Here is a 13345-nt window from a genome sequence, read left to right as displayed (position 1 = left end):
AGGGTTAAATTCCCGGGGTCACATACCCCGTGCTTGCATTCAGCTCATATTCAGCTCAAACCCAGCGTAATCGTCGAAATAGCCACCATTGTCCGAATGCCACCGACACCATCAACAGGCACGCAATCACGAATCCGTAGGGGCTGGCGGAGAAGGGTATGCCCCCTACGTTGATGCCCAGCAAGCCGGTCAGGAAACTCATCGGGAGAAAGATCCCGGTGATGATGCCGAAGCGGTACATGGTGCGGTTCATGCGCACGCTCAAGCGCCGGTCTTCGGCCTCAAGCACAAGCCCCACGCGCTCCCGGGTCAATTCGAGCTCTTCCAGGTAGCGAGTCAGGCTGTTGTTCAATTCGTTCCAGTAGTCGGCATCGTCATCGCAGAACCACGGCAGTTTTATCCGGGTCAGCTGGGCGAAAATATCCCGCTGCGGGGCGAGGAATCGCTTGAGCCCCGCCGCTCGCCGACGGATCTGCAAAATGCTGCCATGCTCCGGCGTATACCGTTCGTCGGTATCGAGCTTTTCTTCCTCTGCGTCGACGACTTCCGACAAGTCAGTGACCAGATCCTGCACTTTATTGGTCAGGTACTGCGCCATATAAAGGATGAGTTCCGACGCGGTTTTCGGCCCTTTGCCATCGGCCAGTTGCACCAGCAACTCGTCGGTGGCGCGCAGCGGGCGCAAGCGCAGGGAAATCACGCGGCTGGCGGCGGCAAAAATACGCACCGAAACCATGTCTTCCGGCTCGGCCCCCGGGTTGAGGTTGACCCCACGCAGGAACAGCAGCAGTTCGGCGTCCGGCAGCGGCAACAGGCGCGGGCGGGTGTTTTCCTCCAGCAGCAGGTCACAGGCGAATTCGCTCAGGCCGCTGGATTTGCGCAGCCAGGTCTGGGTTTGCGGATGGCTACGATCCCAGTGCAGCCACAGGCTTTCGTGAGGCTGCAGTTGCAAGTCGTCGAGCTCAGTCCGGGCAATCGAACGCGCACCGCCTTTACCGTCCAGCACCAGGGCATGCACCAGCCCCCATTGCGCGTTTTCTTCCTCGAACATCCTCACCCCTGTCGGTTATTGCGGTTTATTCAGGCATTTTCAGCGGGCTGGGCGATACGATTACACCGTTATTGTCGGCATACACGTATTCACCCGGACGGAACGTCACGCCAGCAAAGGTCACCACCACGTTGAGGTCGCCGATGCCGCGCTTGTCGGTCTTCATCGGGTGGCTGGCCAGGGCCTGCACGCCCAGATCGGTCTGGGCGATCACATCCACATCACGGATGCAGCCGTAGATCACCAGCCCTTCCCAACCATTTTTCGCGGCTTTCTCGGCGATCATGTCGCCCAGTAGCGCGCGGCGCAGTGAACCACCACCGTCAACCACCAGCACCTTGCCAGCGCCCGGCTGGTCAGCCTGCTCCTTGACCAGGGAGTTATCCTCGAAGCATTTGATGGTGACAATCTCGCCACCAAAGGAATCTCGGCCGCCGAAGTTGCTGAACATCGGCTCAAGCACTTGCACCAGGTCCGGGTAGGCGTCGCACAGGTCAGGGGTCACGTAGTGGTTCATTGAAAAATTCCTTTCCGTCAAAGAAGCGTCTTTCGAAAGAAGCGTCGGCAATGCAGGTGCGCAACATCCCATCCGGATCGTCGCAACGCAATAGCCACTGCGCGACTGAATATGACCAGAAGCGTTTAACGCGTCATATGTTAGCCGCAACCAGACACGAGCGAAACGCCCTTGGCAGAGCGCCCTTTCACACCGTGGCCAACGCCTCGGAAGGCGCGCCGAACAGAGGTGTCAGCGGATCCTTCAGCCATTGTGCAACCAGCGGCCACACTTCAACCTGCGCGGCTTTGCTGACGAGCATTTCCACATGGCCGAAATCGCCGGTAAAACCTTGCTGGCGTCCCAGGCACAGGTATTGGCGGTGGTCGGAGCCAACCTGCTCGAAGAGCTTGCGGCAGGCCCAGTCGGGGTCTTGCTGATCACCTGCGGCGCTGACCGCCAACAGGGGCACATCGACCTCGGCCAGCCCCTTCCACCAGTCCTGCTTGCCCTCGCCAAAGCGCCCGAACAGGCCGTTCCAGCGCATGGCTTCGATCATCACGCCCGCCGGCTCATCCTCGGGGCCACGCTTGAGCCGTGAGCCGGACACCTCGCCGAAGCGTTTAAGCAGCAAACGCCCGGTCCACTCCACCGGTGGAATTTTCAACGGCCAATGGGTACGGCTGACCTGGGAGCCAAACAGGGCCACCGAGGCAGCCGCCGGCGCGCCAAGGTGCTGGCCGCCAAGTGCCGCTGCCAGGGCGATACCGCCCAGGGAATGGCCGAGCCAGTGCGGGATCTGCTTACTCTGCTCACGTACAAACGCACCAATGGCCGGCAAATCGTAACGCGCGTAGTCGGCCACGCGATTCTTCGCGTAGCCCTGGTTGCGCTTGGACAGGCCATGGCCGCGCATTTCCGGGATCCATACATCGAACCCCTGGCGCGCCAGATACGCGCCCAGGCCGATGCCCTTGGGTGAATACCAGAAGCGCCGATTGGAAAAACTGCCATGTAACAAAATGATCGGGATGCCCCGGTTTTCCGGGACATCGGCCAGGCCCAAACGAGTGACTGCCAACTCGACGGTGCCGTCGGGGCTGTTACCGGGTTTGAGGCGGTATACGTCTTCACTCAGGTCGCCACGACGTTCAGCGCTGATCAGGGCGACGGGAAATAGATTGCTGCTGCTTTGCATAATGCTCTTGCACAAAAAAGGGCGACGTCCGCAAAGATTCCGCCCTGTACAGATAAGAATGCCGGTCACCCACAACGGGTGACCGGCACTTTTGACGTATCGACCTTAAACGGACGCTTGGCCTTCCGCGAGGAAGAACCAGGTTTCCAGCACGGAGTCGGGGTTCAGCGAGACGCTTTCGATGCCCTGCTCCATCAGCCATTTGGCCAGGTCAGGGTGATCGGAAGGGCCTTGGCCGCAGATGCCGATGTACTTGCCAGCCTTGTTACAGGCCTGGATAGCGTTGGCCAGCAGCTTCTTGACCGCCGGGTTACGCTCGTCGAACAGGTGCGCAATGATCCCCGAGTCACGGTCCAGGCCCAGGGTGAGCTGGGTCAGGTCGTTGGAACCGATGGAGAAGCCGTCGAAGAACTCCAGGAACTCCTCGGCCAGGATGGCGTTGGACGGCAGTTCGCACATCATGATCACGCGCAGGCCGTTTTCGCCACGGGACAGGCCGTTTTCAGCCAGCAGGTCCACTACCTGGCTCGCCTCACCCAGGGTGCGTACGAACGGCACCATGATTTCGACGTTGGTCAGGCCCATCTCGTTGCGCACACGTTTCAGCGCGCGGCATTCGAGTTCGAAGCAGTCACGGAACGCTTCGCTGATGTAACGCGAGGCGCCACGGAAGCCCAGCATCGGGTTTTCTTCTTCCGGCTCGTAGAGCTTGCCGCCGATCAGGTTGGCGTATTCGTTGGACTTGAAGTCCGACAGTCGCACGATGACCTTTTTCGGGTAGAACGCCGCCGCCAGGGTGCTGATGCCTTCCACCAGCTTCTCGACGTAGAAGCCCACCGGGTCGTTGTAACCGGCGATGCGCTTGTCGACGCTTTCCTTGATCTCCAGCGGCAGGCCGTCGTAGTTCAACAGGGCCTTGGGGTGCACGCCGATCATGCGGTTGATGATGAACTCCAGGCGGGCCAGGCCCACACCGGCGTTCGGCAACTGCGCGAAATCGAAGGCGCGGTCCGGGTTACCAACGTTCATCATGATCTTGAACGGCAGGTCCGGCATCGCGTCGATGGAGTTTTGCTTGATGTCGAAGCCCAGTTCGCCTTCGAAGATGAAACCGGTGTCGCCTTCGGCGCAGGAAACGGTTACACCCTGGCCGTCTTTCAACAGTTGGGTGGCGTTGCCGCAACCGACGACTGCAGGAATCCCCAGCTCACGGGCGATGATCGCCGCGTGGCAGGTACGCCCGCCACGGTTGGTGACGATGGCGCTGGCGCGTTTCATCACCGGTTCCCAGTCCGGGTCGGTCATGTCGGACACCAGCACGTCGCCTGGCTGGACCTTGTCCATCTCGGACACGTCCTTGATGATCCGCACCTTGCCGGCGCCGATGCGCTGGCCGATGGCACGGCCTTCCACCAGCACGGTGCCGGTTTCTTTCAGCAGGTAGCGTTCCATGACGTTGGCCGAGGTGCGGCTTTTCACCGTCTCAGGGCGCGCCTGCACGATGTAGAGCTTGCCGTCGTCACCGTCCTTGGCCCACTCGATGTCCATCGGGCACTTGTAGTGCTTTTCGATGATCATCGCTTGTTTGGCCAGTTCGCTGACTTCAGCGTCGGTCAGGCAGAAGCGCGCGCGCTCGGCCTTGTCGACATCAACGGTTTTTACCGAACGACCGGCCTTGGCCTCGTCGCCGTAGATCATCTTGATGGCCTTGCTGCCCAGGTTGCGGCGCAGGATGGCCGGGCGGCCGGCTTCAAGGGTGTGTTTGTGGACGTAGAATTCGTCCGGGTTGACCGCGCCTTGTACGACGGTTTCGCCCAGGCCGTAGGCGCCGGTGATAAACACCACGTCACGGAAGCCGGATTCGGTGTCCAGGGTGAACATCACGCCGGCGGTGCCGGTTTCCGAACGCACCATGCGCTGCACGCCGGCAGACAGGGCCACGAGCTTGTGGTCGAAACCCTGGTGCACACGGTAGGAAATCGCGCGGTCGTTGAAGAGGGAGGCGAACACTTCCTTGGCCGCGCGGATCACGTTTTCCACGCCACGAATGTTAAGGAAGGTTTCCTGCTGGCCGGCGAAGGAGGCGTCGGGCAAGTCTTCGGCGGTGGCCGAGGAGCGCACGGCAACAGCCATGTCCGGGTTGCCGGCCGACAGTGTGGCGAAGGCGGTGCGGATTTCTTCGTTGAGCTTCTCGGGGAACTCGGCGTCCATGATCCACTGGCGGATCTGGCTGCCGGTCTTGGCCAGGGCGTTGACGTCATCGACGTCCAGGGCGTCCAGCGCGGCGTGGATCTGAGCGTTGAGGCCGCTCAGCTCGAGGAAATCGCGGTAAGCCTGGGCCGTGGTGGCGAAACCACCGGGCACCGACACACCAGCGCCTGCAAGATTACTGATCATCTCGCCGAGGGATGCGTTCTTGCCCCCCACGTGCTCTACATCATGGACGCCGAGCTTATCGAGGGAAACTACGTACTCTACCAAGGTGATCTCTCCACTAACTGTGTTGGAAAAGCTCAGGACGCCGGCAGCTCAGTAGGAGCTAACGCCTGCGCTTGTGGCCTGGACCTGGAAAATAAGTGAGAATGCGGCCCACTGCGGGACGGCAAAATCGCGCCTATCATATCCAAGATTCGCCATCAGCTTAAGGCCCAGGGCTCAAATGAAACGATCTGCTTTCTTTATCTCCGACGGCACCGGCATTACAGCCGAAACATTGGGCCAAAGCCTGCTCGCGCAGTTCGAAAACATTACCTTCGCCAAATTCACGCGGCCTTATATCGACAGCGTGGATAAAGCGCGGGCCATGGTACAACAAATCAATCTGGCGGCTGACAAAGACGGTTTCCGGCCGATCATTTTCGACACCATCGTCAATCAAGACATTCGTGAGATTCTCGCAACGTCGAATGGTTTCATGATCGACATTTTCTCGACCTTCCTGGCGCCGCTGGAGCAGGAGTTGAGTGAACACTCCTCTTATTCGGTAGGAAAGTCCCATTCCATTGGGCACAACTCCAACTACATGGAGCGTATCGAGGCAGTGAATTTTGCCCTCGACAACGACGACGGCGCCCGTACGCACTACTACGACAAGGCCGACCTGATCCTGGTGGGCGTGTCGCGCTGCGGCAAAACGCCTACCTGCCTGTACATGGCCATGCAATTCGGCATCCGCGCGGCCAACTACCCGCTGACCGAAGACGACATGGAGCACCTGACGCTGCCCGCCGCCCTGCGTGCGCATTCCCACAAGCTGTTCGGCCTGACCATCGACCCCGACCGACTGACAGCCATCCGCAATGAGCGCAAGCCCAACAGCCGCTATTCCAGCTATGCCCAGTGCGAGTTCGAAGTGCGCGAGGTGGAAAATCTGTTCCGTCGCGAGAATATTGCGCACATTAATTCCACGCATTTTTCGGTGGAAGAGATCTCGGCGAAAATTCTGGTGGAGAAGGGTGTGGAGCGGCGGTTCAAATAACCTGTGGGAGGGGGCAAGCCCCCTCCCACATTTGGGTCGGCGTACACTCCAAATCTACAGGTGAAACCTGCCCCCGCCCTGCCCCAACGCCGTGGCCAGCGCATCGAACCCCGCCCGCAGTAACTGATCATCCCCCGAGGTATTGCAGATACTCGCGCGGATAAACTGCGGCACCGCCGTTTGCCCCACGGCAAACGCCTCGGCGGTGGCGATCAGGTAATTGTTCTGCTTGAGTTCCGCCTCGATTTCCGACGCGCGCCAGGGCTCCGGTACTTCGATCCAGAAGTGCGGGCTGTTGAGGTGAGTGCGGTATGCAAGGCCGGCCAGCAGGTCCTGCACCAGGGCCTTGCGCCGGCTTATCTCGTTGATCTGCTGGCGCAGCAGGTATTCCGCCGTGCCGTTTTCGATCCACTGGGTGGCCAACTCCAGGGTCACCGGCGTGGCCATCCAACAGGTGGAACGCAAGGCCGCCGAGATGCGACTGACCAGCGCCGGCGGCGCATGCACATAACCCACACGCAAGCCGGCGGACACCGCCTTGCTCAGGCTGCTGATCAGAATCGTACGTTCAGGGGCGAAATGGCTGAGGGGCGCAGGCCGGTCTTCGACCAATACGCCGTGGGCTTCGTCTTCAAGAATCAACAGATTGTGTTCCCGGCACACCTTCACCAACGCTTCGCGGCGCGCCACCGATAACACCGCCGTGGTCGGGTTCTGGATGGTCGGCGTGCAATACAGCGCCGACACCCGGTGATTGCGACAGACCTCATCCAGCGCACTCGGCAGTACGCCTTCCTCGTCCATCTCCAGGCCGATCAGCCGGATCCCGAGCATGCGCGCGGCAGTGATCAGCCCAGGGTAGGTCAGCTGCTCGGTGACCACCGTATCGCCGGCCCGCAGCAACGCCATCATCGAGCAGAGCAAGCCATGCTGGCCGCCATTCACGCAAATGACCTGCTCTGGGATCGGATGAAAATCACGCTGCACCAGCCACTGCGCGCCGGCATCGCGATAACGCGGCAGGCCGGCGTCCGGGGTGTAGGCGCTGATGTCCTGGAGGAACTTGGCGTTGGTCGACAGGGTTTGGAAGCTCTGGGCCAGAAAGGCGGTTTCCTGCCCCGGGATATGCATGTTGCGGCTCATGTCGAAGTACTGGCGCGGCTCCTCGCTGAAGTTGCGAAAGCCTTCATCGCGCTGGCGCTCCATCCCACGCTTGCGCACGAAGGTTCCGTCACCCACCCGCGCCACTACCAACCCCAAGCGTTCCAACTCGCCGTAGGCCCGGCTGATGGTGCCGATGGTCACGCCCAGATTGTCGGAAAGCACCCGATGGGGCGGCAGTTTTCTTCCCGGTTCAATCAAGCCTTCGAGGATGCCCCGTTCCATGACATCGGACAGGCGCTTGTACTTCACGCCCTGCCCGTTGGACAACCCCTCACGCATAATTGACACCATGTCAATATTTGTTTTGACAGCCATCTTTCGCCCTAATAGTGTGCTTTTACGGGTTCAATCGCCGAATTTTACAACTCATTACAAGCTCAATATAGAGTTCAATTTCGGCTCAGGGAAGCAATAAACGATGCCAATGTCCGCCGTTCTCGAAAACACCGCCAAAACAAAAAGCCAAAAACAGTGGTTGGCCGGCCTGGTCACCAGCGTGATGTTCCTGATCGTGTGCCTGAGCTGGGGTACCACCTGGCTGGGCATCAAGATTGCCGTGGAGAGCGTGCCGCCGCTGACGTCCGCCGGCCTGCGCTTCCTCATCGCGTTCCCGCTGTTCCTGTGTTTCGCCCTGGTGCGCCGCGAGCCGATCATGTTTCCGCGTGAGAGCCGCTGGTTCTTCGTATTCGTAACCCTGTCCTACTTCAGCGTGCCTTATTACTTGCTCAACTACGGCGAGATGCATGTGTCGTCGGGCCTCACCGCCCTGCTGTTCAGCTGCATGCCGGTGTTTATCCTGATTTTCTCTGCGCTGTTTCTGCGCGAACGCATCTACTTCTCCCAGGTGGTCGGCATCGGCATCGGTTTCGGCAGCCTCTACATGATCATCCGCAGCCAGGGCCTGCACCTGGACCACGCCGAGTTTTTCGGGGTGCTGGCAATTCTGACCGCCGCGATCATGCACGCCTTGTGCTACGTGATCACCAAGCAGAAAGGCAGCGCCATCAGCGTGATCACCTACAACACCCTGCCCATCGGCATTGCCGGGCTGATGCTGTTCGTGGCGGGGCTGTGGTTTGAAACCCCCACGTTCGAAGACATCACCCTGCGGTCCTGGAGCGCCCTGTTCTACCTCGGGCTGGTGGCGTCGGTGGGCGGGTTTATCGTGTATTTCATGCTGCTCAAGCGTTTGAGCCCGATCATCCTGTCGTTCGTGTTCATCATCTTTCCGGTGTTCGCGGTGATCATCGGCGCCTGGTACGAGGGCGTGGCGATATCCCGCGACCTGATGCTGTATTCGGCCATCCTGCTGGCCGGTTTTGCGATCACCAAATTGCCCATCGAAAAACTCCTGGCCAAGAAAAATTGACCCTTCCACCTCTATGCGAGAGAAACATGGACGTCCTCCGCCCTACCGCCCTGGAACAGATCTACGCCCACGCCAGCCGCAGCTATCCCGAGGAATGCTGCGGTTTCGTCTTCGCCGACGGCAGCGTGTACCTGGGCAGCAATATCCAGAATGAGTTGCACCGCAAGAACCCCGAGATGTACCCGCGCAGCGCCGCCAACGGCTACACGTTCTCGGTGGCCGACACACTGTTGATGAACAAGGCGTTGCGTAGCGACAACCCGGTGGTGGTGATCTACCACTCCCACCCGGACGTCGGCGCGTATTTCAGCCAGGAAGACCAGGACAAGGCGCTGTTCATGGGCGAACCGATCTACCCGGTCAGTTACCTGGTGGTCGACGTACGCCAGGGCCAGGCCCTGGGTTCCAAACTGTTTGCCTGGGACGGCGAAGATTTTGCCCTTCAACCCTTCAACGACCTGCACACGGAGTTGTCCATGAACGCTGTCTCTTTCCCCGACATTCTGGTCCGCGTGGCCAAGCTGCCAGAGTCGACCCTTGAGGGCACCGGATCGACATTGCGCGAAGTCATTGAAAACCTCTGCAGCAGCCATCCGCAGTTGCGCCCGCACCTGTTTCACGAAAAGAACAACCAGCTCAAGGAACACTTCCTGTTTACGGCCGAGGAAGAGCTGATCAGCGCCGATGACCGGCTGCCGGAAAAGGCCAGGATTGAAGTGCTGCTCGCCACCTCGGGCGGCATGGATGTCGACACGTTGAGTAATGAAGAAGTACAGCGTTACGTACGCCACATCACCCTGCCCGGCGTTGGTCGCGAGGGCCAGTTGAACCTCAAGAAAGCCAAGGTCCTGGTGATCGGCACCGGCGGCCTGGGTTCACCCATCAGCCTCTACCTGGCGGCGGCCGGCGTTGGCACCCTGGGCCTGGTGGACTTCGATGTGGTCGAAAGCAGCAACCTGCAACGCCAGATCGTCCACGGCAACAGCACCCTTGGCATGCCCAAGGTCGACTCCGCCAAGCAGCGCCTGCACGACCTCAATGCGCATATCCAGATCAACGCCCACAACACCGCCTTGAATGCCGACAACGCTCTGGAACTGGTGGGCGCCTACGATCTGGTGATCGATGGCACAGATAATTTCGACACCCGCTACCTGGTCAACGATGCCTGCGTGCAACTCGACAAACCCCTGGTGTACGGCGCCATCTACCGTTTCGACGGGCAGATCAGCGTGCTTAACTACAAAGGCGGGCCCTGCTATCGCTGCCTGTTCCCCAGCGCACCACCGACGGAACTGGCACCCAATTGCAGCGCCGGCGGGGTGATTGGCGTGCTGCCCGGCGTGGTTGGGATGATCCAGGCCACCGAGGCGATCAAATTGCTGATCGGCATCGGCGAACCCCTGTCCGGGCGCTTGATGCGCTTCGATGCCCTGGCGATGAAATTCAGTGAGATTCGCTTCAAGCGCCGCGCCGACTGCCCGTGCTGTTCCGAGCTGCGTCACAGCGAAACATTGGCCCCGGCGGCCTGCGCCGATGCCGTGCCGAGCCGGCCAACGCTGGCCGAAGAGCGCTACATCAAGCCGCGAGTACTCAAGCAATTGCTCGACCACCCGCGCAGCGCCGACGTGCTGCTGGACGTGCGCGACGCCAGCGAACTGGAGGTGTGCAAGTTGCCCGGTGTGGTGCATATCCCCCTGGCCGAACTGGACGCGCAGCTCGCCAGCCTCAGCCGCGACAACACCCACTACCTGATCTGCTACGCCGGCACCCGCGCCGAGCAAGCCGCCAGCACCTTGCTGGCGGCGGGCTTCGCCAACACCAAAGTCCTGCAGGGCGGCATGAAACACTGGGTTCGCGACGTCGAACCCGACATGCCTTTGTACTGACCTCCGGCCATGGGCTTCTACCTGATGTTGCATAACTCCATCCTCGACGCCATCGGCCACACGCCGATCGTGCGCCTGGCGCAATTTTCCGAAGACCTCGGCATCGAGGTCTACGCCAAGCTCGAATCCCTCAACCCCGGCGGCAGCCACAAGGCGCGCATCGCCTTGGGCATGATCCTCGACGCCGAGCGTCGGGGCGTGCTGATCCGTGATTCCGGGCAAACCATCATCGAGCCCAGCGGCGGCAATACCGGCATCGGCCTGGTCATGGCCGGCAACGTGCTGGGCTACAAAGTGGTGCTGGTGATACCGGATAACTACAGTCCGGAAAAACAGAAGTTGCTGCGCCTGTACGGCGCCAAGGTGGTGCTGTCGGACAGCCGACTCGGTAACAATTCCCACGGCGAAAAGTGCATGGAACTGCAGCTGGAAAACCCCAGCTTCGTGATGCTCAACCAGCAACGCAACGGCGCCAACCCGCAGACCCATCGCGACACCACTGCGCGGGAAATCATCCGCGCCTTTGGTGAACGCCGCGTGGACTACTTCGTCAGCGGCATCGGCACCGGCGGCCATATCACTGGCATCGGCGAAACGATCAAAGCCACCTGGCCGGCCATCCGCGTGATGGGCGTGGAACCGGAAGAATGCGACCTGCTGAAAAACCAGCATGCGCCGCACCATATCCAGGGCCTGTCGATCGGCCTGATCCCGAGCATCCTCAACCTGAACGTGATCGACGGCATGCTCAAGGTCTCGCGCCAGGAATGCATCGACATGATGAAACGCATCATGCGCACCGACGCCATCAGCCTGGGCCTGTCCTCCGCCGCCAACATGGTGGCCATCGCCAAGCTCGCTCCCGAACTGCCGCCCGAAGCGGTGGTGTTGACCATGGTTTACGACAATGCCGACAGCTACCTGCCCAGTTTCGAATAGGCGGTTTCCCAACCATCCAGAATGCGGGGGTGCCTCCATGGGGGGCTTTATCGACATGCAACAGCTGCACGATGAGTTGCTCACCCACCTCATCAAGACCCTCACGCCCGCGCAGATGAAGCAGCTGGAACCGCACCTGGCGCCGCTGATCCAGAACGCCGCCCAGGCTGTGGCCGAAGACCTGATCGCCTATGCCTATCGCGACCCGGCCTCGCGCGGGCGCGGCGAGCTGATCCTGGAATCCTACGCATCATTCAAGGCCGTGCTGTTCTACCGCCTGGCGCACCTGGTGTGGAATTTTCCGGATGGGGTCAACGGCGTGTTTTCGCGTATCGCCCTCAAGCTGAGCAACCAGGGCAAGGTGCTCTCTGGCGCCGAGATCCACCCGGCGGCGCGCATCGGTCGGCGCTTTGTGCTGGACCACGGCTACGGCACGGTGATCGGCGAAACCTGCGAGATCGGCAACGACTGCTACATCCTCTGCGGCGTGACCCTGGGCGCGCGTGGCATCGCCAACAACCCCGACGGCAAGCGCCACCCACGTCTGGGCAACAACGTGGAAGTGGGGTCCGGCGCCCGCGTGCTGGGCTATGTGCTGATTGGCGACAACGTGTTTATCAGCCCGTCCTGCGTGATCACCCAGGACGTGCCCGCCGGCACCAAAGTGAAGGTGGTGAACCAGATCCAGCTGCAAAAAAACCACGAGTCTGACCACAGCAACTACCTCGGCGCCTTCGCCCTGGATGAGCGTTTGCACGTGGTCGGCGAGGTCAACGCCAGCCATAAGGTCACCGTGCTGGACGCTGACTTCCACCCCCTGCCGGGGCTGATGCTGGAGCCCACGGTGAAGGAGCGTCACCACCTGCAATTTCGCCTGCACCGCCTGGAACCTGGCAATTACCTGCCGCGCCTGCCGCTGAACCTCAAGGTTTGCGGCCCGGAATTTGAAATCACCCTGCTCTCCCCGCCTGGCCTGAGTGCAATGGTGCGCTCCCTTTTGCAAGCCAGCCCAATGAAGGTCGGAGGTTGAACATGTCCGTGCATACCATGGAAACCCTGGCGCTGTTTGACAGCGCGCCCTACCAGAACGCGTTCAACGCCCGGGTGATTGCCGTCAGCGAACACGGCATCGCTCTGGAGCACACGCTGTTCTATCCCACCGGCGGCGGGCAGCCGGGCGACACCGGGCACTTCATCCTGGCCGACGGTACACGGGTGGAAATAACCGGCACGGTGCGCGACCCGGTGTCGCGTTCGATCATCTGGCACCAGCTGGATCACTGCCCCGAGCAATTGATCGCCGGGGTACAGGTGGATGCCGGTATCGACTGGGAACGGCGCTACCAGCACATGAAAATGCACACTTGCCTGCACCTGCTGTGTTCGCTCATCGACGCACCGGTGACCGGCTGCAGCATCGGCGCCGATAAAGGCCGCCTGGATTTCGACCTGCCGGAAATGACCCTCGACAAAGACACCATCACCCGTGATCTCAACGCCCTGATCGAACAAGCCCACGAGGTCAAAACCCTGTCGATGCCCGCGTCGGAGTACGCCACCCTGCTGCAGATCACCCGCACCCAGGCGGTAGCGCCGCCGGTGATCCAGGGTTCGGTACGCGTGATTGAAATTGGCGCGATCGATATCCAGCCATGCGGCGGTACCCATGTGATCAACACCGAGGAAATCGGCCGGGTGTTCTGCGAGAAGATCGAGAAGAAGAGCAAGCACAACCGTCGGGTGATACTGCGCTTCGAATAG

11 protein-coding genes are annotated in these 13345 nt (G+C 60.8%); 6 read left to right on the top strand and 5 right to left on the bottom strand.

What is annotated here, in order from left to right; translation table 11 throughout:
* Positions 1–55: 55 nt before the first annotated feature.
* The 4 genes from AC0IYH_RS03150 to ppsA form a co-directional block, all read right to left on the bottom strand.
* Positions 56–1051 (bottom strand): zinc transporter ZntB, encoded by a 996-nt coding sequence (locus AC0IYH_RS03150; RefSeq protein WP_471832945.1) that lies wholly within the window; start codon positions 1049–1051, stop codon positions 56–58.
* Positions 1052–1076: 25 nt separating this feature from the next.
* Complete coding sequence (gene rraA, locus AC0IYH_RS03145) at positions 1077–1568, bottom strand: ribonuclease E activity regulator RraA (RefSeq protein WP_049711998.1); 492 nt, start codon at positions 1566–1568, stop codon at positions 1077–1079.
* Between the two features lie 187 nt (positions 1569–1755).
* Positions 1756–2745: an alpha/beta fold hydrolase gene (locus tag AC0IYH_RS03140; protein ID WP_471832944.1), complete on the bottom strand. Its 990-nt coding sequence runs from the start codon at positions 2743–2745 to the stop codon at positions 1756–1758.
* A 105-nt stretch (positions 2746–2850) separates the two neighbouring features.
* Positions 2851–5226: a phosphoenolpyruvate synthase gene (gene ppsA / locus AC0IYH_RS03135; protein WP_471832943.1), complete on the bottom strand. Its 2376-nt coding sequence runs from the start codon at positions 5224–5226 to the stop codon at positions 2851–2853.
* A gap of 178 nt (positions 5227–5404) precedes the next feature.
* On the opposite strand from ppsA, the gene ppsR reads away from it, so the two are divergent.
* Positions 5405–6223, top strand: coding sequence for a posphoenolpyruvate synthetase regulatory kinase/phosphorylase PpsR (ppsR, locus tag AC0IYH_RS03130; protein WP_116626047.1), 819 nt, complete (start codon positions 5405–5407; stop codon positions 6221–6223).
* Positions 6224–6277: 54 nt separating this feature from the next.
* Here ppsR and AC0IYH_RS03125 read toward each other — a convergent pair whose 3' ends face one another.
* Positions 6278–7702, bottom strand: a complete 1425-nt coding sequence (locus AC0IYH_RS03125) for an aminotransferase-like domain-containing protein (protein WP_116626046.1) — start codon at positions 7700–7702, stop codon at positions 6278–6280.
* A 160-nt stretch (positions 7703–7862) separates the two neighbouring features.
* On the opposite strand from AC0IYH_RS03125, the gene AC0IYH_RS03120 reads away from it, so the two are divergent.
* Genes AC0IYH_RS03120 through AC0IYH_RS03100 form a run of 5 tightly spaced genes read left to right on the top strand, consistent with a single transcriptional unit; the run spans position 7863 to position 13345 of the window.
* Entirely contained in the window at positions 7863–8756 is an 894-nt protein-coding gene (locus AC0IYH_RS03120; protein WP_163821339.1) for an EamA family transporter, read from the top strand.
* Between the two features lie 26 nt (positions 8757–8782).
* A complete protein-coding gene (gene moeB, locus AC0IYH_RS03115; RefSeq protein WP_471832942.1) occupies positions 8783–10645 on the top strand; it encodes a molybdopterin-synthase adenylyltransferase MoeB in 1863 nt (620 codons plus the stop codon).
* 24 nt (positions 10646–10669) lie between these two features.
* Positions 10670–11584: a PLP-dependent cysteine synthase family protein gene (locus tag AC0IYH_RS03110; protein WP_471833017.1), complete on the top strand. Its 915-nt coding sequence runs from the start codon at positions 10670–10672 to the stop codon at positions 11582–11584.
* A 37-nt stretch (positions 11585–11621) separates the two neighbouring features.
* Entirely contained in the window at positions 11622–12614 is a 993-nt protein-coding gene (locus AC0IYH_RS03105) for a serine O-acetyltransferase (protein ID WP_116626043.1), read from the top strand.
* A gap of 2 nt (positions 12615–12616) precedes the next feature.
* A complete protein-coding gene (locus AC0IYH_RS03100; protein ID WP_471832941.1) occupies positions 12617–13345 on the top strand; it encodes an alanyl-tRNA editing protein in 729 nt (242 codons plus the stop codon).

The sequence above is a fragment of the Pseudomonas sp. AC463 genome (assembly GCF_979253585.1).
This window is presented reverse-complemented; position numbering and strand designations above follow the sequence as displayed.

What these genes read in the sequence shown, in the direction of transcription:
- AC0IYH_RS03150 (WP_471832945.1), bottom strand. Translation starts at nt 1,051, where the DNA reads ATGTTCGAGGAAGAAAACGCGCAATGGGGGCTGGTGCATGCCCTGGTG.
- rraA (WP_049711998.1), bottom strand. Translation starts at nt 1,568, where the DNA reads ATGAACCACTACGTGACCCCTGACCTGTGCGACGCCTACCCGGACCTG.
- AC0IYH_RS03140 (WP_471832944.1), bottom strand. Translation starts at nt 2,745, where the DNA reads ATGCAAAGCAGCAGCAATCTATTTCCCGTCGCCCTGATCAGCGCTGAA.
- ppsR (WP_116626047.1), top strand. Translation starts at nt 5,405, where the DNA reads ATGAAACGATCTGCTTTCTTTATCTCCGACGGCACCGGCATTACAGCC.
- AC0IYH_RS03125 (WP_116626046.1), bottom strand. Translation starts at nt 7,702, where the DNA reads ATGGCTGTCAAAACAAATATTGACATGGTGTCAATTATGCGTGAGGGG.
- moeB (WP_471832942.1), top strand. Translation starts at nt 8,783, where the DNA reads ATGGACGTCCTCCGCCCTACCGCCCTGGAACAGATCTACGCCCACGCC.
- AC0IYH_RS03110 (WP_471833017.1), top strand. Translation starts at nt 10,670, where the DNA reads ATGTTGCATAACTCCATCCTCGACGCCATCGGCCACACGCCGATCGTG.
- AC0IYH_RS03105 (WP_116626043.1), top strand. Translation starts at nt 11,622, where the DNA reads ATGGGGGGCTTTATCGACATGCAACAGCTGCACGATGAGTTGCTCACC.
- AC0IYH_RS03100 (WP_471832941.1), top strand. Translation starts at nt 12,617, where the DNA reads ATGTCCGTGCATACCATGGAAACCCTGGCGCTGTTTGACAGCGCGCCC.